At 73.9% G+C, this 18,045-nt stretch carries 15 protein-coding genes; 7 read left to right on the top strand and 8 right to left on the bottom strand.

Annotated features, from left to right (window positions below; genetic code table 11):
• The first annotated feature begins 339 nt into the window (after positions 1-339).
• Positions 340-1,179, top strand: coding sequence for a DUF308 domain-containing protein (locus tag ACFYON_RS17065; protein WP_354870001.1), 840 nt, complete (start codon positions 340-342; stop codon positions 1,177-1,179).
• Between the two features lie 173 nt (positions 1,180-1,352).
• On the top strand, positions 1,353-2,771 hold the full coding sequence (locus ACFYON_RS17060; protein WP_354869999.1) for a trehalose-6-phosphate synthase: 1,419 nt from the start codon (positions 1,353-1,355) through the stop codon (positions 2,769-2,771).
• Positions 2,772-2,787: 16 nt separating this feature from the next.
• On the opposite strand, the gene ACFYON_RS17055 is transcribed toward ACFYON_RS17060, so the two are convergent.
• The 6 genes from ACFYON_RS17055 to ACFYON_RS17030 all read right to left on the bottom strand — a co-directional run bounded on the left by ACFYON_RS17055 (position 2,788) and on the right by ACFYON_RS17030 (position 8,379).
• Positions 2,788-3,612, bottom strand: a complete 825-nt coding sequence (locus ACFYON_RS17055; RefSeq protein ID WP_357708995.1) for an alpha/beta fold hydrolase — start codon at positions 3,610-3,612, stop codon at positions 2,788-2,790.
• A gap of 114 nt (positions 3,613-3,726) precedes the next feature.
• Complete coding sequence (locus ACFYON_RS17050; protein WP_357708992.1) at positions 3,727-5,136, bottom strand: NAD(P)-binding domain-containing protein; 1,410 nt, start codon at positions 5,134-5,136, stop codon at positions 3,727-3,729.
• 388 nt (positions 5,137-5,524) lie between these two features.
• Positions 5,525-6,223: an endonuclease/exonuclease/phosphatase family protein gene (locus tag ACFYON_RS17045; RefSeq protein WP_354869993.1), complete on the bottom strand. Its 699-nt coding sequence runs from the start codon at positions 6,221-6,223 to the stop codon at positions 5,525-5,527.
• Position 6,224: 1 nt separating this feature from the next.
• Positions 6,225-7,172, bottom strand: a complete 948-nt coding sequence (locus ACFYON_RS17040; RefSeq protein ID WP_354869991.1) for an ROK family glucokinase — start codon at positions 7,170-7,172, stop codon at positions 6,225-6,227.
• A gap of 73 nt (positions 7,173-7,245) precedes the next feature.
• Complete coding sequence (locus ACFYON_RS17035; protein WP_354869988.1) at positions 7,246-7,881, bottom strand: hypothetical protein; 636 nt, start codon at positions 7,879-7,881, stop codon at positions 7,246-7,248.
• 21 nt (positions 7,882-7,902) lie between these two features.
• Entirely contained in the window at positions 7,903-8,379 is a 477-nt protein-coding gene (locus tag ACFYON_RS17030) for an SRPBCC family protein (RefSeq protein WP_354869985.1), read from the bottom strand.
• Positions 8,380-8,547: 168 nt separating this feature from the next.
• Here ACFYON_RS17030 and ACFYON_RS17025 point away from each other — a divergent pair, with 168 nt between their 5' ends.
• From ACFYON_RS17025 to ACFYON_RS17005, 5 genes are all read left to right on the top strand, one after another.
• Positions 8,548-10,350 (top strand): long-chain fatty acid--CoA ligase, encoded by a 1,803-nt coding sequence (locus ACFYON_RS17025; protein WP_354869982.1) that lies wholly within the window; start codon positions 8,548-8,550, stop codon positions 10,348-10,350.
• A 14-nt stretch (positions 10,351-10,364) separates the two neighbouring features.
• Complete coding sequence (locus tag ACFYON_RS17020; protein WP_354869980.1) at positions 10,365-12,059, top strand: GAF domain-containing sensor histidine kinase; 1,695 nt, start codon at positions 10,365-10,367, stop codon at positions 12,057-12,059.
• A gap of 7 nt (positions 12,060-12,066) precedes the next feature.
• Positions 12,067-12,735, top strand: a complete 669-nt coding sequence (locus tag ACFYON_RS17015) for a response regulator transcription factor (RefSeq protein ID WP_013287678.1) — start codon at positions 12,067-12,069, stop codon at positions 12,733-12,735.
• A gap of 197 nt (positions 12,736-12,932) precedes the next feature.
• The gene (locus ACFYON_RS17010; protein WP_354869976.1) at positions 12,933-13,745 is read left to right on the top strand and encodes an SAM-dependent methyltransferase; all 813 of its coding nucleotides are present in this window, start codon (positions 12,933-12,935) and stop codon (positions 13,743-13,745) included.
• The gene (locus ACFYON_RS17005) at positions 13,738-15,498 is read left to right on the top strand and encodes a putative bifunctional diguanylate cyclase/phosphodiesterase (protein ID WP_387320908.1); all 1,761 of its coding nucleotides are present in this window, start codon (positions 13,738-13,740) and stop codon (positions 15,496-15,498) included. Before ACFYON_RS17010 ends, ACFYON_RS17005 begins: the two co-directional genes overlap by 8 nt.
• A 66-nt stretch (positions 15,499-15,564) precedes the next feature.
• Here the strand turns inward: ACFYON_RS17005 and ACFYON_RS17000 are convergent, their stop codons facing one another.
• Positions 15,565-16,689 (bottom strand): glycosyltransferase family 4 protein, encoded by a 1,125-nt coding sequence (locus ACFYON_RS17000; protein ID WP_387320906.1) that lies wholly within the window; start codon positions 16,687-16,689, stop codon positions 15,565-15,567.
• Entirely contained in the window at positions 16,686-17,945 is a 1,260-nt protein-coding gene (locus ACFYON_RS16995; protein ID WP_355095750.1) for a M48 family metallopeptidase, read from the bottom strand. The genes ACFYON_RS17000 and ACFYON_RS16995 overlap by 4 nt, the downstream gene beginning before the upstream one ends.
• Positions 17,946-18,045 lie beyond the last annotated feature (100 nt).

Below are 18,045 nucleotides of genomic sequence, written 5' to 3'. Positions count from 1 at the left end.
ACCGGGCGGCTCCGGGGTGGACGAGGCCGTTACCGGTGAAGTATTCGGCTTTCGCGATGGATGTGACTTTTCGCTCGACGATCAGCGAGTGAAGAGGGAATCAACCTCGGCAGCGGGCCGCGAAATGACGTACTTCAGCAGCCAGTACAACACCGGCGTCCGTCCCGTGCCGATGCCGGCGGACGGGTCTCCGCGCGGCCCCGGAGGCGCCGTCCGCGCCGGCCGGACTCCGGGAAGAGGGTACGAACGACGAGCGGCACGCCACAACGCACTCCCGGAACCGGGTGCCGACGTGTCACGATTCAGGGCAAGGTCAGGGATCGGCGAAGGGGGTGTCCGTTGTCAGGGGGCGGGCCCCGTCGGGGACGACGGGACAACGGGCTCGACGCGGCCGAGTACGCGGTCGCGGGCGACGTCGATCCACGCGTCGGCGAGCACCTGCTCGACGTGCTCGCCGCCGGTGGCATCGCGGCCTACCTCCAGCCCTCGGCCGACCTGAACCCGGTGACCCGCACCACCACCGTCCCGGCCCGCCCGGTCGACCGGCTCTACGTCGACAGATCGCACCTGACCACCGCCCGCGACTACCTCACCCAGCTCGCCGACGAGGGCGCGGGCGACCCGCCGCGCGCCGACGAGCCGGACATCGAGGCCGAGTGGGCGAAGATCGTCGCTGGTTTCCACACCGCGCCGAGCGCCGGCAGCCACCCCTGGCCCGCCGCGGAGGACGTGGACGACCCGCCCGTGCCGGGCACCGCCGCCGGCGGCCGGGCCGAGGAGCCCGCCGGTCCGACCGCCACCGACGTGCGCCGGCTGCCGTACGCCGCCGACGTCTCCGGCGTCTCGGTCAGCCGGGACCGGCACGACGAGCCCTCACTCCTCGACGGTCTGGACACGTTCGGCGCCGGCCTGCCCGACGACGCCTCGGACGAGGAGCACTACACTCCGCCCCCGCCGCCCCCGCTGCCCCGCTTCTCGAAGTACGCGGTGCTCGGCGTGGCCTGCATCGTGCTCGGCTTCCTGCTGTTCCTGTCCCCCACCGTGGTGTCGCTGGTCGACCCGTCGGTGGTGACGCTGCTCGGCTTCACCGGCATCCTGGCCGGTTTCGTGATGCTGATCTGGCGGCTGCGCCCGGGTGACCGGGACGACCACGACCCGGACGACGGCGCGGTCGTCTGACGCCGCGTCGTCGGCTCCTGCCCGGATGCCGGGACGCCGCCCACCCCGGGCCGAGGCGTAACAAGCGTGTAACTTACGGTCAGTAGTAATAGGCTGAACGTCACGTCCCGCACCGGCTGTCCGGCTTGCGTCTACTCCGGGTCGCCGGTCCCCTGCTGAGCGGAATGCCCGAGATGCGACAGAGCCCCCTCGTGGTGGTGGCCAACCGCCTCCCCATCGACGACAGCGTGGCGCCCGACGGCGCCTTCGAGTGGCGCCGCAGCCCCGGCGGCCTGGTGAGTGCCCTGCACCCGCTGCTGCGGCACACGCCCGCGACCTGGGTGGGCTGGGCCGGCGGCACCGGTCCGGCTCCCGAACTGCCGGACGTGGACGGCGTCCGGATGCACACTGTGCCGCTGAGCACCGAGGACTTCCGCGACCACTACGAGGGCTTCGCCAACGCCACCCTCTGGCCGCTCTACCACGACGCCGTCGAACAGCCGGAATACCACCGCCGCTGGTGGGAGGCGTACCAGCGGGTCAACCAGCGGTTCGCCGAGGCGGCGGCCCAGGTGGCCGAGTCGGGCGGCCTGGTCTGGGTGCAGGACTACCACCTCCAGCTGGTGCCCGGCCTGCTCCGCGAGCTGCGCCCCGACCTGCGGATCGGGTTCTTCCTGCACGTGCCGTTCCCGCCGCCGGAACTGTTCATGCAGTTGCCCCGCCGGGCCGAGCTGCTACGCGGCATGCTCGGCGCCGACCTGGTCGGCTTCCAGCGGGCCCAGGCCGCGCACAACTTCGCCCAGCTCGCCACCAAGGTGCTCGGCCTGCCCGCCACCGACCGGCGGATCGGCGTGGACGGCCGGGTGGTGCGCGTCGGCGCCTTCCCGGTCGCCATCGACACCGCCGAGATGTCCGCGCTCGCGTCGCGCCCCGAGGTCGCCGAGCGGGCCCGCCGACTACGGCAGGATCTCGGCCAGCCGGAGCAGGTGATCCTCAGCGTCGACCGGATGGACTACACGAAGGGCATCGAGCAGCGCCTCAAGGCGTACCGGGAGCTGCTGGCGAACGGTGACATCAAGGTCCGGGACACGGTGCTGGTCCAGGTGGCGGTGCCCAGCCGCGACCGGGTGGCGCAGTACCAGATCCTGCGCGACCGGGTGGAGCACCAGGTCGGCCGGATCAACGGCGAGTTCGGCCGGGTCGGCGAGCCGGCGATCCACTACCTCACCCAGCCGTTCGACAGCGCCGAGCTGGTGGCGCTCTACCGGGTCGCGGACGTGATGGCGGTGACGCCGCTGCGCGACGGCATGAACCTGGTCGCGAAGGAGTACGTCGCGGCCCGGGTCGACGGCACCGGCGCGCTGCTGCTGAGCGAGTTCGCCGGCGCCGCCGCCGAACTGGAGCAGGCGTACCTGGTCAACCCGCACGACCTCGACGGCCTCAAGCAGGGGTTGCTGGCCGCGTTGCGCGCCGGCCCGGAGGACGTGACGGCCCGGATGCACGCGATGCGCGCACACCTGGCCCACAACGACATCCACGCCTGGGCGGCGTCCTACCTCAGCGCGCTGGAGGAGAGCGGACCGCTCGGCGGCCGCCGCCCCGCGGCCCGGTGACCGGCGCCCCGGGCGCTCACCCGAGGGCGGGCGCCGGGTCCTTGTCCAGCCAGTCCAGGATCGCGTCGATCGGCTCGCGCCAGCGGGCGTCGAGCATCAGGTCGTGGCCCATGCCGGGGAACAGCAGCGGCGCCGAGGCGTACCGCCGGGCCGCCTTGGTCAGCGCCGTCGCCGGCAGCACCCGGTCGTCCGGGCTGCCGAGCACCAGCACCGGTGGCCGGCCCACCGCAGGCTCCGGGGACCGGCCGGTCAGCAACTGCCACTGCGCCCGCCGCCCGGCCCGGCCCAGCCGGGCCAGCTGCCGCCGCACGTCGGCGTCCGGCAGCTCCGGGCTGAACAACTGCCGCCGGTTGAGCCGCAGCCCGGCGCCGAAGACCGCCGGCACCGTGCCGACCGGGTTGCGCCGCAACGCCGTACCGAACGTCGCCCATCCGCCGAGCACCGGCGCCACCAGCACCGCGGCCCGCGCCGGGTAGCGGGCCAGCGCGTGCGCCACGACCCGGGCGCCGGCGCCGTGCCCCACCAGCACCGCCTGCCGCGGCAGGCTCGCCGCCACCTGCGTCACGTCATGGGTGTACGAGCGCAGCGTCGCCTCCGGCGCCGGCTCGCTGCCGCCGTGCCCGCGCAGGCTCAGCGCGTACGCCGGGAAGCCGCGACCGGCGGCGTGCCCCAGCCAGTGCTCGGCGAACGCCCACGCGCCGTGCCCGAAGCCGGGCACGAACAGCAGCGGCGGCTTCGCCTCCTCCCGGTCCGGTACGGCGGCGATCACCTCGCGGCGGGCGGGCCGCTCCGGCCGGGCCCACTCCCACGACCGGACCACCCGCACCCGCTCGGCCGTCACCGTGCCGGCCTTTCGTTCGCGACTGCGGGACTCCGCTGCGCTGCGTTCCTCGCGCTCACCGTGCCGGCCTTTCGTTCGCGACTGCGGGACTCCGCTGCGCTGCGTTCCTCGCGCTCACCTGGTGCCCTCCTCCAGCTCGTGCAGCGCCCGCTGGAGCGCGCGCAGGTAGTCGGCGTGCCCGACCTCGAACCAGTGCCGGGTGCTGTCCTTGACCTTTGCCGAGTACCGCTCGCCGAGACCGGCCCGGACCCTGCTGTCGAACGCGGCGGCCCGCTCCGGCCGGGTGGCGCGCAGCGTGAGCAGCCGGGCGAACAGCACGCTCTGCCAGTGCGAGATCGCGAAGATGCCGGAGTCCGGCTGCACCAGGCCGACCACGGCGAGCGTGGGATGACCGGCGGTGAAGGCGTTGAGCCACAGCCGGGGCCGCCCGGAGCCGTCCTCGTCGCCGAGCACCCGGCCTTTGAGGAACTCGAAGCGCGGCAGGTAGCCGGTGGCGAAGACGACCAGCTCCGGGTCGATCCGCCGGCCGTCGGTCAGCTCCACGGCGCGGTCGTCGAACCGGGCGACGTCCGGCACCGGGGTGATCTCGCCGTGACCGACGTAGTAGACGAGCTGACTGTTGGCGATCGGGTGCGTCTCGTAGACCCGGTGGTCCGGCTTGGGCAGGCCGAACCGGGTCAGGTCGCCGACGGTCAGCCGTAGCGTCCAGTGGTAGAGCCACTGCCGTACCCGCAGCGGCACCCGCAACGCCAGCAGCGTGTCGTTCACCTGGTCGGCGGGGCGGCCGAGGACGTACTTCGGGGCGTACCAGTAGCCACGTCTGGTGGAGTGCCAGCAGTGCGACGCCTGCTGGGCCGCCTCCACCGCGATGTCGCAGCCGGTGTTGCCGGCGCCGACGACGAGCACCCGCTTGCCGCGCAACTGCGCCGGGTCCTTGTAGGACGAGGCGTGCATGACCTCGCCGCGGAACTCCTCCAGCCCTTCGTAGCGGGGCAGCTTCGGCGACCAGTTGTGGCCGTTGGCGAGCACCACGGCGGAGTACCGGGAGGTGCGCTCGGGGCCGTAGCCGCCGGTGCTGCGCGTGGTCACGTCCCAGCGGTCCCCGTCGACCGGCTCGACGCGGACCACCTCGGTGCCGAACCAGATGTGCTCGCGCAGGTCGAAGTGGTCGGCGTACCGCTCGAAGTAGGACAGCAACTGGCTGTGGTGCGGGTAATCCGGCCAGTCGTCGGGCATCGGGAAGTCGGGGAACTGGGTGAACGGCCGGGACGAGATCAGGTGCGTGCTGGCGTACACCGGACTGCGGTCGTGCCGCCAGTTCCAGGCGCCACCGACGCCCGTCTCCCGCTCGTAGCAGTCCACGCCGAAGCCGGCCTCGCGCAGGTTCTTGACGGCGGTCAGACCGCTGGCGCCGGCGCCGATGACGCAGACCGTGTCGCCCCGATCGGAGACCGGGCGTTCGTCACGGCTCGGTACGACAGTCCGGTCCGGATCGGGGCGGCCGGGGTCGGTGGTGGAGGACACCGCGAAATCCTGCCGAGAATGCCCGCCGTTGTCCAGCCACCGGATCCGGCGCCGCGCCCACCCGCCCGGCTCCCCTGACACAGCGTCACGCAGGGCCGGTCACCGAGCGTGGCTGAACGGGCAGCCCCGCAGGCGTATCCTCGTGTGCCCTTTGCTCTGCCGCCACAGACGCAGCACCGCCGCGAGCTGCGCTTATGCCTCGCGGCCGTCCGGCCAGGACGCGGCCCGCCGGTCACGGCGGGTAGCTGATGCGCATATGGCGGCAGAGCAAAGGCGGCGAGGGGTGGTCCTTCCGGCCGGCGGGCACCTGACCGTGTGTCACGGCCCAGGCGGGCGTGACGCCGGTGGACCGCCGGGCCCGGGTACTTCCCCCGGCGGTCCGCTCCGGTCAGGCGGGCGGCAGCAGCAGGTCCACCAGGACCGGGAAGTGGTCGCTGGCGCGGCGGGTCAGCGGCGTGTCCACCACGTCGTAATCCACGACCGTGATCCGGGGGTCGACGAACAGCGCGTCGATGCGGCGACGAGGGTCGGCGCAGGAGAACGTGAGCCGGTCGGCCCGGTCGGCGGCGAGCGCCGTGTCGGTGAGCCCTTCGGCGAGCGTCTGCCAGGCCGGCCCGTCCGGACCCTCGTTGATGTCGGCGCCGGCCACCACGGGCAGTGTGGACGCGGCCAGCTCCCGCTTGAACGCCGCCGCCTGGGCCGGCCGCTCGGCCGGGTCGGTGGACAGGTGCGAGCCGGCAAGCAGCACGTCGACGCCGCCGACGCGGCACTGCGCGTACGCGGCGCCGCGCATGTGCCGTCCCGGCGTCAGCGGGTAGCGCTGGCACCTCGCGTCGACGACCCGCACCCGCAGGCTGGTCAGCAGCACGTTGCCCAGCGACGGCAGGCCACCGGCGCCCACCACCATGCCGAACGACTCGGCCAGCGCGGCGCACTTCTGCCGCCACCGGAACCGGCGCGGTCCCTCCTGGACGATCACCACGTCCGGCGCCGCCGTCCGGACCACCTCGGCCAGGGCGGCGGTGTCGTCGCGCTGGCTGTGAATGTTGTACGACACCACCCGCAGCGGCACACCCGTGTCCGTCATGTCAGATCCGCCGGGCCAGGTCGGCGGCGCCGATGACGCCCGCGGTGTTGCCCAACTCGGCCGGGCGTACCTCGGCGACGGGCAGGCGGCTGCGCTGGGCCAGCGCGTCGGCGAACGACCGCCGGGTCGGGCCGAGCAGCAGGTCACCAGCGTCGATCACGCCACCGCCCACCACCAGCACCTGCGGGTCGAGGATCTGCGCCATGTCGGCGAGGCTGGTGCCGAGCCAGCGGCCGACCTGGGCGAACGCCTCGGTGGAGACCGGGTCGCCGCCCTTGGCCGCGGCGGTCACCATCGGGCCGGTGATCGTCTCGGCCTCGCCGCCGGCCAGCTCCAGCAACGCGGTGGCCCGGTGCGGCTCCTGCCGGGCGGCGGCGCGGGCGAAGCGGACCAGGGCGCTGCCGCTGGCGTACTGCTCGATGCAGCCCAGCCGGCCGCAGCCGCACTGGTGGCCGTCCGGCACGGTGAGCATGTGGCCCAGTTCGGCGGCGATGCCGTTGGCGCCGCGGACCAGGTCACCGCCGAGCACGATGCCACCGCCGACGCCGGTGCCGATGGTGAACATGACCATCGAGTCGTCGGCGTCGCGGGCCGCGCCGTAGCGGAACTCCGCCCACGCGGCCACGTTCCCGTCGTTCTCCACGATCACCGGCAGGCCGGTGGCGTCGCCGACGTACGTGCGCAGCGGCTCGTCCCGCCAGGCCAGGTTCGGGGCGAACAGCACTGTGGAGCGGGAGGCGTCGATCCAGCCGGCGGCGCCGATGCCGACCGCCCCCACGGCGTGACCGGCGGCCAGCTCGGTGACCACCTCGATGATGACGTCGCGGGTCTTGGCCACGTCGTCGGCGGGGGTGTCCCGTCGCGTCTGCACGAGTACCGTGCCGGCGTCGTCCACGACACCGCCGGCCACCTTCGTGCCACCGACGTCGACTCCGATGGTCAGCGTCACCGCTGCCACTCCCCTCTGCTGTGCTGCCCGGGAACCGGCCGAACCGGCCGTACGGTCCCGGGATGTCCGGTGGTCAGGCTCCGTCGCCTGGTGCGTCCGCGCCCACCTCGCCGGACGCCCGCGAGGCGGGCACCACGGGACGGCCGGCCGGTGGCCGGCTCGTGCCCGGCTCCGGCGGCCCGGCGGCGTCGGCGGTGGCACCCGAATCGGCCGCGCCCTCCCCCCGGGTGGCGGCGGACCACACGTCCTGCTCGGGTGCCGGCTGAGAATCATGCCCGGTACGGGTCGCCTCGCGCCACACGTGGTCCCCGGATCCGGCCGGCTCGGCGGCGCCGTCGTCGGCGGAACGCTGCGGCTCGGCGGGGGTGAACGCGCGCAGCACGCTGGCCACCCCGGCCGCCAGGTCCCCGGCGCCGGTGGCGAGCCGCTCGGCGAATTCCGGACTCGGATCCCGCAACGCGGCGATACCGCGACAGAGGGGGCAGACACAGCATTCCGGGGAGCCGGTGGCGAAACCGGTGCTGCCGGAGGGCTCCGCCGCGGAACCGGCGCCGGTCGGGGTGTGACCGAGGACACCGGAGAGGATCCCACCGAGCGGACCCCAGGCGCCCGGGCCGGGCGCGGCGGCGGCCAGCTTCGCGCCGGCGAGCAGTGTGGCGACGAGGCGCTCGGCCTCTTCCCGGGCCGAACCCGGATCAGTGGTGCCCATGGTTCGGCTCCTCCAGCGTGACTACCGGGACGACGGTCGGGTCTCCTGCGCCGCACCGGGTGGTTCTACCCGGCGCTTGAGCTGCTTCAACGCCGCGTCCATGATCATTTTCTCGGCCTTGCGGCGGAACATGCCGAGCATCGCCACGGACAGCTCCACCTCCAGGGTGTACGTCACCGTGGTCGTCCCGTCCGGGTTGCCCACCAGGTCGTACGAGCCGCGCTGGGAGCGCTGCATCTTCGACGGGGCGACCAGGCGCCACTCGATCCGCGAGATGTCCTCGGCGTACTCGTAGGCCAGCACGTACTCGTCGGCCAGCACGCCCGCGTCGAGGGTGAAGCGGACCTGGCTGGCGTAGCCGTCCTCGTACTCCTCGATCACCTCGGCCCGGCGTACCGCCTCGGCCCACTCGGGATAGCTCGGGAAGTCGCAGATGACGGCCGCCACCCGGTCCGGTGACGCGCCGACGATGATCGACTGGGTGGAGGAGTCCGCCATGGGGGGAGGCTACCCGGCCGCGTCCCGGCCGGTCCCGCTCCACCCGCCGGACGGTGTCCCACCAGCCGGGCGAGCAACCTCCCTGGCAGGCCCCCGGGGGTGTGCGGGTAGGTTTTCGACAGAGCCGACCAGGCCGGCCCCCCGCCGGTAGAGCACGAGGGAGTGCAGGTGCGCGAGTTCTCCGTCCCGCCGATCGTCACCGTCGGCGACGCGGCCAACCTGACCGACCCGGTCTGGGAAAACGCCGAGGTCGCCCCGGACACCGTGCAGTTCGTCCGCCCCGCCGCGGGGACGGGCGCGCGCGAGGAGGTGACCTGCCGCCAGTTCCGCGACGAGGTGGTGGCGCTGGCGCAGGGCCTGATCGCCGCGGGCGTCTCCCCCGGCGACCGGGTCGGCCTGATGAGCCGCACCCGCTACGAGTGGACGCTGTTCGACTACGCGATCTGGGCGGCCGGCGCGGTGACCGTGCCGATCTACGAGACGTCCAGCGCCGAGCAGGCCGCCTGGATCCTCGGCGACTCCGGCGCCGTGGCCGTGGTGGTGGAGAGCACCGCGCACGCCACCCTGGTCGCCGGCGTCCGGGACCGGCTGCCGGAACTGCGCGAGGTCTGGCAGATCGAGCTGGGCGCGGTCGGCGAGCTGGTCGCCGCCGGCGCGTCGGTGGACCCGGCCGAGGTGGCGACCCGCCGCTCGCTGCTCAAGGCCGACGACGTCGCCACGATCATCTACACCAGCGGCACCACCGGCCGGCCCAAGGGTTGCGTGCTGACCCACCGCAACATCTACACCGACATCGCCAACGCGGTGCCGGTGCTGCCGAACCTGTTCCGCCAGGGCGCCTCGACGCTGCTGTTCCTGCCCCTCGCGCACGCCTTCGCCCGGCTCATCCAGGTGGGCGTGGTGCACGCCCGGGCCACCATGGCGCACTGCGCGGACACCAAGGACCTGGTCGCCGAGCTCCAGGACTTCAAGCCGACGTTCGTGCTCTCCGTACCCCGGGTCTTCGAGAAGGTCTACAACGGCGCGCGGCAGAAGGCCGAGGCCGAGGGGAAGGGCAAGATCTTCGAACGGGCGGAGAAGGTCGCCATCGCGTGGAGCGAGGCGCAGGAGCTGCCCGGCGGTCCGGGCCTTGGCCTGCGCGCGCAACACGCCCTCTTCGACAAGCTGGTCTACCGCAAGCTGCGGGCGGCGATGGGCGGCCGGTGCCGCGACGCCATCTCCGGCGGCGCGCCGCTCGGCGCGCGGCTCGGGCACTTCTTCCGCGGCGTCGGGGTGACCATCTGCGAGGGGTACGGCCTCACCGAGACCTCGCCGGCCGCCGCCGCCAACCTGCCCAGCGGCACCCGGATCGGCACCGTCGGCCGGCCGCTGCCGGGCGTCACCATCCGGATCGACGACGACGGCGAGGTCCTGATCGCCGGCGACATCGTCTTCCAGGGCTACTGGCGCAACGACGCGGCCACCGCCGAGGCGCTCACCACCGACGGCTGGTTCCGCACCGGCGACCTCGGGCAGCTCGACGAGGACGGCTACCTGAGCATCACCGGCCGGAAGAAGGAGATCATCGTGACCGCCGGCGGCAAGAACGTCGCCCCGGCGGTGCTGGAGGACCAGGTACGGGCGCACCCGCTGATCAGCCAGTGCGTGGTGGTCGGCGACCGGCAGCCGTTCATCGCCGCCCTGGTCACCATCGACGAGGAGGCGCTGCCGAAGTGGCTGGCCGGGCAGGGGCGCCCGGAGACCACGAGCATCGCCGAGCTGCGCGAGGACGCGGCGCTGCGCGCCGAGGTGCAGTCCGCGATCGACCAGGCCAACCAGGCGGTCTCCAAGGCCGAGGCGATCAAGGTGTTCCGGATCCTGCCGCAGGACTTCGCCGAGACCACCGGTGAACTGACCCCGTCGTTGAAGGTCAAGCGTCAGGTCGTGCACAAGACGTACGCCTCGGAGATCGCCGAGATCTACCGGGGCTGACTACCATCCGTCACGTGCCCGCCTCCACATCCCGCCAGCCGTCGACGCAGCCCCTCGCGGTAGCGGCTCGCGCGGTCCTCCTCGCGCTGGTCGCCGCCCTGACCCTGTTCGCCACCCGCGACGCCGCCCAGCTCTGGTGGATCGCGCTGCTGGGCGTCGCGGGCCTGCCCGCCGTGCTCGCACCGCAACACCGGCTGCTCGCCCCGTTCAGCCGCTTCGCCGAGGTGGTGGTGCTCGGGCTGGCCGCCAGCCAGGTCGCCGCCGACACCCATCTGTCCGGTGTGACCGGTGGGCTGGGCGCCTCGGCGGTGCTGCCGTACCTCGCCGTGCCGGTCACCGTGACCGCTCTGGGCCGCCGGTTCCGCGAGGGCGCCGCGCTGCTCGTGGTCGCGGCGGCGACGCTGCTGGCCAGCGCCGCGTTCACCAAGGTCGACGGCGGACCGCAACTCGGCCAGGTCGGTTACCTCACGGTCTGCGCCCAGTGGCTGATCCTGGCCGGGCTCGGCCTCTACACCGCGGGCACGCTCCAGCGCGTCATGCGGATGCGCGGCGAGGGCAAACCCCAGCCGTACGCCGAGGCGACCCGCCTGCTCACCCAGCTCCGTACGGTGGCCCGCCAGTTGCCCGGCGCCACCCTGGACCCGGGCGGCATCTCCGAGCACCTGCTCGAGGAGCTGCGGGTGGTGGCCAAGACCGACCGGGGCGCGGTGCTGTCCGCCAGCGGCGGCGGCCGGCTCGTGGTGCTCGCGCAGATCGGCGCGGACCGGGTGGACTGGGAGACGACGCTCGACGCCGACTCGGCCATCGCCGACGCCTGGGCCAGCCAGCAACCGACCGTCTCGTCGCGCTCGCAGGCCCGGTCGCGGCACTCCGGCGAGGTGTCCGCGCTGATCGTCCCGCTGGTGGCGGGCGTACGCACGGTCGGCCTGGTGGTGATCGAGGCGGACACCGCCGCCGCGTACCCGCCGCCGGTGGTGTCCCGGGTGACGGCGCTGACCGGCCCGGCGGCGCTGCGGCTGGAGGCGGCGCTGCTCTTCGACGAGGTGCGTTCGCTGGCGACGAACGAGGAGCGGCAGCGGCTGGCCCGGGAGATCCACGACGGGGTCGCCCAGGAGCTGGTGATGGTCGGGTACGGCATCGACAACGCGCTGGCCACCGTGCACGACGACGCGGACGAGACCGCCGACTCGCTGCGTACGCTGCGCCAGGAGGTCACCCGGGTGATCACCGAGCTGCGGCTGAGCCTGTTCGAGCTGCGCAGCGAGGTGGACCGGCACGGTGGCCTGGCCGCCGCCATCGCCGAGTACGCCCGCACCGTCGGCGCCTCCGGTGGCCTGCGGGTGCACCTGTCGCTCGACGAGTCCACCGCCCGGCTGCCCGCCGCCACCGAGGCCGAGATGCTGCGGATCGCGCAGGAGGCGGTGACGAACGCCCGCAAGCACGCCGGCGCCTCGAACCTGTGGGTCACGTGCGAGGTGGATCCCCCGTTCGCCCGAATCGAAGTGTCGGATGACGGTCACGGCATCGGTGACCAGCGCCCGGACGGGCACTATGGCCTTGCGATCATGGCGGAGAGGGCGGAACGTATCCGAGGCCGGTTGGAGATCAGGCCGCGACAGCCGAGTGGGACGACTGTGGCGGTGGTGCTCGGTTCGTCGCCCCGGCGCGATAAGGTGCGCGGCAGCGCCGCAGCAGCAGAAGGGGAGTAACCCGAGGATGACCAGCAGTCCGACACCGGCCACCCGTACCAAGGTTCTCCTGGTCGACGATCACGACCTCATCCGCAAGGGGCTGCGTCACGCGTTCGAGCGCGACCGTCAGTTCGAGGTCGTGGGCGAGGCCGCCACCGCCGCGGAGGGCGTGCGTCAGGCCGGCGCGCTCCAGCCCGACGTGGTGATCATGGATCTGCGCCTGCCCGACGGCAGCGGCCTGGAGGCCACCCGCGCCCTGCGCAAGTCCAGCGCGTCCATGGGCATCGTCGTGCTGACCATGTACGCCGGCGACGACCAGCTCTTCGGTGCCCTGGAGGCGGGTGCGAGCGCGTTCGTGCCGAAGACCGCCCCGGCCGACGAGGTGGTGGCCGCCGCCCGGCACGCCGCCTCCTCCCCCAGCGCGTTCACCGCCGCCGACCTGGCCGAGGCGATGAAGCGCCGGCTGGCGCCGTCCGGTCCGCAGCTGTCCCCCCGCGAGGGCCAGGTGCTGCGCCTGCTCGCCGACGGCATGAGCGTGGCCGGCATCGCCAAGCAGCTCTTCGTCAGCGAGTCGACCGCCAAGACCCACATCTCCAAGCTCTACGAGAAGCTGGGCGCTGCGAACCGGGCGCAGGCGCTGATGACCGCGCTGCGGCTGGGGCTGCTGGAGGCCCCGGACGCCCCGAAGTTCTGAGGCACACCGCCGCGAGAGGCCCCGTCCGCCACGGACGCGGGCCTCTCGCGGCTCCGACGCCACGCCTGGTCGCGTACGGTGAACGGCCGGACGCGTAGCGACGGCGGTCTTTGCACCGCGACGGCGGAGGGGCAGAATACCCGGGTGGTCCACGCGACGGCGCGGACCGCGTGTCGCCGACACCCGAGGGGCAGGACATGCAGCGGCCGGACTGGGCACCCGAGACGATCGACATCGAGCGCCCCAGTGTCGCCCGGATGTACGACTACTACCTCGGGGGATCGCACAACTTCGCGGCCGACCGGGCGGCCGCCCGCGCGATGGTGGAGGCGGTGCCGGAGGCTCCGCTGATGGCCCAGGCCAACCGCGCGTTCCTGCGCCGGGCGGTGCAGTACCTCGCCCACGCCGGCATCCGTCAGTTCCTGGACATCGGCTCCGGCATCCCGACCGTCGGCAACGTGCACGAGATCGCCCAGCGGATCGACCCGGAGTCGCGCGTGGTCTACGTCGACGTGGATCCGGTGGCGGTGGCGCACAGCCACGAGATCCTGGCCGGCAACGAGAACGCGGTCGTGCTCCAGGAGGATCTGCGCAAGCCGGAGGCGATCCTGGCCCACCCGGAGGTCACCCGGCTGCTGGACTTCACCCAGCCGGTCGCCGTGATGATCGTGGCGGTGCTGCACTTCATCCCGGACGCCGACCGTCCCGAGGAGATCCTGCGGACGCTGCGCACGGCTCTGGCGCCCGGCAGTCACCTGGTGCTCTCCCAGGCGAGCGAGGACGGCCGCGCCGGCACCGGCGAGCGGGCCGAGGCGGAACGGGTCTACCGGCGCACCGACAGCCGGCTCTGGATCCGCAGCCGGGCCGAGCTGACCACGCTGTTCGACGGCTTCGAGGTGGTCGACCCGGGCGTGGTGTGGGTGCCGCAGTGGCGGCCGGACTCCCCCGACCAGGCGGAGAACGCCGAGCGGGCCGTCTTCATGGGCGGGGTGGGGCGGCTCGGTGCGTGACGACGCGGCCCGCTGCCGCCCGGGCGTCTTCGCCCGGGCCTGGGCCAAGGCGGTCTCCGGCACCAGCTACCTGCCGATGGCCCAGTCGCAACTCGAGGAAACGCTGCAACGGCTCACCGAGCGGCTGGCCCAGGCGCTGCGTGCCGAGCCGTTCGACATGCGGATCGGCCAGCAGGTCGGCGCGGAGCTGGTGCAGGCGCACATCGCCTCCGCGGAAGGGCTCGGCCGCACCGTCGAGGTGATCCAGCTGCGCCTGGTCCGCGATCTCGACCTGGTCGTCGACGACGTCGAGGACCGGATGGCGCGGCTGCTCGCCACAGTCGCCACCGGGTACGCCCGTGCCCTGCGCGACCGCACGCTCGACGAGCAGGAGTCCATCCGCCGGGCCGCCATGATGGCCCGGGCGCAGGCGGAACGGGCGCTGCGCGACAGCGAGGCCCGGTTCCGGCACCAGGCCACCCACGACCCGCTCACCGGCCTGCCGAACCGCACGCTGTTCACCGAACGGCTGACCGCCGCGATCACCGCGCCCGGGCGGGGCGCCGACCGGGTCGGTGTCTGCTTCCTCGACCTGGACCGCTTCAAGGTCGTCAACGACTCCCTCGGCCACCAGGTCGGCGACTCGCTGCTGGTGACAGTGGCCCAGCGCCTGCACCGGGCGCTCGGTGAACACCTGGTGGCCCGGCTCGGTGGGGACGAGTTCGTGATCCTCGTGGAACGCACCGTCGGCACCGACGACGCGGTGAAGGTCGCCGAGGTGGCGCTGGCGGCGATACGCGAGCCGGCGCTGGTCGACGGCCACGAGCTGACCGTGTCCGCGAGCATCGGCATCGTGGAGCGGCCGGTCGCGGGCACCTCGCCGATGGATCTGATGCGCGCGGCCGACAGCACGCTGCACTGGGCCAAGGCCGCCGGCGGGGCCCGCTGGTCGTTGTTCGACGCCGACCGCAACCGCCGCGACCTGGCCCGGTACGCGCTGTCCGCGGCGATCCCCGCCGCGCTGGACCGGGGCGAGTTCTACCTCGACTACCAGCCGCTGACGTCGTTGCGCGACGGGCGGGTGGTCGGCATGGAGGCGCTGGTGCGCTGGCGTCACCCGGAGCTGGGTGTGCTGCGGCCGGACAGCTTCATCCCGCTGGCCGAGGAGACCGGGTTGATCGTCCGGCTCGGCAGCTGGGTGCTGGCCGAGGCGTGCCGCGAGGCGGGCGCCTGGCCCGACGTGGACGGGGACGCGCCGTTCGTCAGCGTCAACCTCGCCGTCCGGCAGTTGCACCGCAGCGACCTGGTGACCGAGGTACGCGGCGTGCTCGGGCGCACCGGCCTGCCGCCGCACCGGCTGCAACTGGAGATCACCGAGAGCACCATGATGAGCACCGTGGTCGAGCCGGTGCGGGCTCTGCGGGTGCTCCGCGACCTCGGTGTCCGGGTCGCCATAGACGACTTCGGCACCGGATACTGCAACCTCGCGTATCTGCGGGACCTGCCGGTCGACGAGCTGAAGGTGGCGGGCGAGTTCGTGAGCGGCCTGCGCGCGCCGGGCAGCCGCACCGACGAGCGGATCCTCGCCTCGCTCGTCTCGCTGGCGCACGCGCTGGACCTGACCGTCACCGCCGAGGGGGTGGAGACGGCCGACCAGGCCGAACGGCTGCGCGCGATCGGCTGCGACGCCGGGCAGGGCTGGCACTTCGGCCGTCCCGGTCCGGCCGCGCCGCACCTGGGCCGGGTGCCCGCCCACGTCGACGCGGCCCCCTGAGACGCGGCCTCCTGACCGGCCGGCCCTGCCACCTGACCCCCCGCCACCTGATCCGGCGGCGCGCGGTCAGCCGGTCAGCAGGGCGGCCATCCGCTGCGCCTGCGTCTCCCAGCGCCACTCGCGCTCCACCCAGGCACGGCCGGCGGCGCCGAACTGCCGGGCCAGATCCCGGTCGGCGAGCAGCGTGGCCACCCGGTCGGCGAGCTGGGCCACGTCCCGGCCACCGACGACGTACCCGGTCTCCCCCTCGCGGACCGCGTCCGGGGCGCCGCCGGAGTCACCGGCCACCACCGGCAGTCCGGTCGCGCTCGCCTCCAGGTAGACGATCCCGAGGCCCTCCACGTCCAGCCCCCGGTTGCGGGTGCGGCACGGCATCGCGTAGACGTCGCCGGCCGCGTAGTGGGCGGGCAGTTCGGCCGAGGGCACCGACCCGGTGAAGACCACGTCGCGTTCCAGCCCGGTCTGCCGGGCCAGTTTCTCCAGCGTCGAGCGGTACGGTCCGCCGCCGACCACGAGCAGCGCGGCGTCGGGCACCCGGCGGCGGATCGCCGGCAGCGCGCGGATCAGCATGTCCTGGCCCTTGCGGGGCACCAGCCGTGACACGCACACCACCACCGGGCGGTCGGCCAGCCCGAGCCGCCTGCGGACCTCCTTGCCGTCGACGTCCGGGTGGTAGGTGTCCACGTCCACGCCGGGTGCGAGCCGCCGCAGCTCGGTCAGCCCGTCCAGCGCGCGGGCCAGCCGCTCCCGGGTGTACTCGCCGAGGTAGGTGGTCACGTCCACGCCCCGGCCGATCCGGCGCAGCGCCGACCGGGCGCCGGGCAGCGCCGCCCAGCCGACCTCGTGCCCGTGGGTCAGCGCCACCGCCCGGCGGATCCCGGCCCGCCGCCGCAGGCCCGCGGCGAGCAACCCCAGCGGGGCCGCCGCACCGAACCAGACGGTGTCGCAGTCGTAGGCGCGGGCCAGCCGCGCCGCCCGCCGGGCGATCAGCGGCGTGGGCAGCAGCACCCGGGTCCGCTCCCGGACCACCTCGAACGGCTGGTCGGCGTCGAACTTCTCCGCACCGCGCCAGCTCGACGCGTACACCACCACCGAGCCGGGCGGCTGGCGCACCGCGAGGTTGTGGACGAACGACTGGATGCCGCCGGGGCGCGGCGGGAAGTCGTTGGTGATCAGCAAGGTGCGGCTCATCGGCCCGGCTCCCTGGCGTAGGCGCGGGCGGCGGCCATCCGCTCCACGGTGGACGGGTGGGTCGCCGACCAGAGGCGCTCCCAGCGCGGCGGGTCGGGGTCGGCCAGGTTGACCCCGGCCAGCCGCCGCTGCATCGCCTCGAACGTCGCCGGGTCGCCGGTGAGCGCCAGCGCGTGGGCGTCGGCGCGGGCCTCGATCCGGCGGGAGACGAGCGCCTGCGCCGGGGTGGCGAGCAGGCCGGCGATCGTGACCAGCGCGATCAGCAGCGGGAACGCCCGGGGCTGGGCGATCGAGTCGACGCCCGCGAGCCGCAGCAGTGGCGTCCAGGACCCGATCAGGTAGAGCGCCACCACCGCGGCGGCGGCGCCGAGCGCGCCGAGCAGCGTGCCGGTCCACACGTCCCGGTCCTTGGCGTGCCCCAGCTCGTGGGCGACCACGCTGGTCACCTCCGCCGGCTCGGCCTCGCGCAACAGCGTGTCGTAGACGACCACCCGCCGCGTCGGACCGAGTCCGGAGACGTACGCGTTCACCGCGCTGGTACGCCGGGACGCGTCGGCGACGAGCACGTCGCGCACCGGTACGCCGTCCCGGGCCGCCATCGCGGTCAGCTCGCTGCGCAGCGGACCCGGCTCCATCGGGGTGAACCGGTTGAACACCGGCTCGACGAGCACCGGCAGCACGAACGACAGCACCACCACCAGGGCTGCCGCACCGGCCGCGCCGAACGCCCACCACCAGCGCGGGGCGAGCCGGACCACCGTGTAGAAGCCGAGCAGGACCAGCGCGCCGATCACCGCGCTGACCGCGTACGACTTGAGCAGGTCGACCGCCCAGCCACCCCAGCTCTGGGTGCTCAGCCCGTAGCGGACCAGCACGGTACGGCGCCAGGCCGCGAACGGCAGTGTGAGCAGGTCGGCGAGGAAGATGACGGCCAGCCCGCCGAGCACCGCCTGTGCGACCCAGTGCCCGCCGAAAGGACGGCCGACCAGTTCGACCAGGCGCGCGCCCAGCGGGGTCAGCCCGAGCAGCAACGCCACCACCAGCCCGACCGCGAGCGCCGACCAGGCCGACGGGCGGAGCGCGCCGTGGAACTCCCGGCCCCGGGCCACCTGCCCGGCCGGAAGTTCCCGCAGCGCCGCGAGTTGGTCGGCGCGGGGCGCCGGCGGCCGGCTCCACGGCACCAGCAGCACCACCGCCACCAGCAGCGCGACCGCCAGGCCGCCGAGGGTCAGCAGCGCCCAGGCGCGCGGGGTCACCGACCCACCCCGCCGTGGTGCCCCGTCCGCGTCATGCCGCTCCCCTCCCGCCGTGACCGCCCATCCTATGGCCCGGCCCCGATCGGGGCCCACCGCGCCG

Source organism: Micromonospora sp. NPDC005686, from assembly GCF_042871665.1.
GTDB lineage: Bacteria > Actinomycetota > Actinomycetes > Mycobacteriales > Micromonosporaceae > Micromonospora.
This window is presented reverse-complemented; position numbering and strand designations above follow the sequence as displayed.

Excerpts from the sequence above, each read along its gene's own strand:
- ACFYON_RS17030 (WP_354869985.1), bottom strand. The coding sequence starts at position 8,379 with ATGGCGGACTCCTCCACCCAGTCGATCATCGTCGGCGCGTCACCGGAC.
- ACFYON_RS17035 (WP_354869988.1), bottom strand. The coding sequence starts at position 7,881 with ATGGGCACCACTGATCCGGGTTCGGCCCGGGAAGAGGCCGAGCGCCTC.
- ACFYON_RS17000 (WP_387320906.1), bottom strand. The coding sequence starts at position 16,689 with ATGAGCCGCACCTTGCTGATCACCAACGACTTCCCGCCGCGCCCCGGC.
- ACFYON_RS17045 (WP_354869993.1), bottom strand. The coding sequence starts at position 6,223 with ATGACGGACACGGGTGTGCCGCTGCGGGTGGTGTCGTACAACATTCAC.
- ACFYON_RS17015 (WP_013287678.1), top strand. The coding sequence starts at position 12,067 with ATGACCAGCAGTCCGACACCGGCCACCCGTACCAAGGTTCTCCTGGTC.
- ACFYON_RS17060 (WP_354869999.1), top strand. The coding sequence starts at position 1,353 with ATGCGACAGAGCCCCCTCGTGGTGGTGGCCAACCGCCTCCCCATCGAC.
- ACFYON_RS17010 (WP_354869976.1), top strand. The coding sequence starts at position 12,933 with ATGCAGCGGCCGGACTGGGCACCCGAGACGATCGACATCGAGCGCCCC.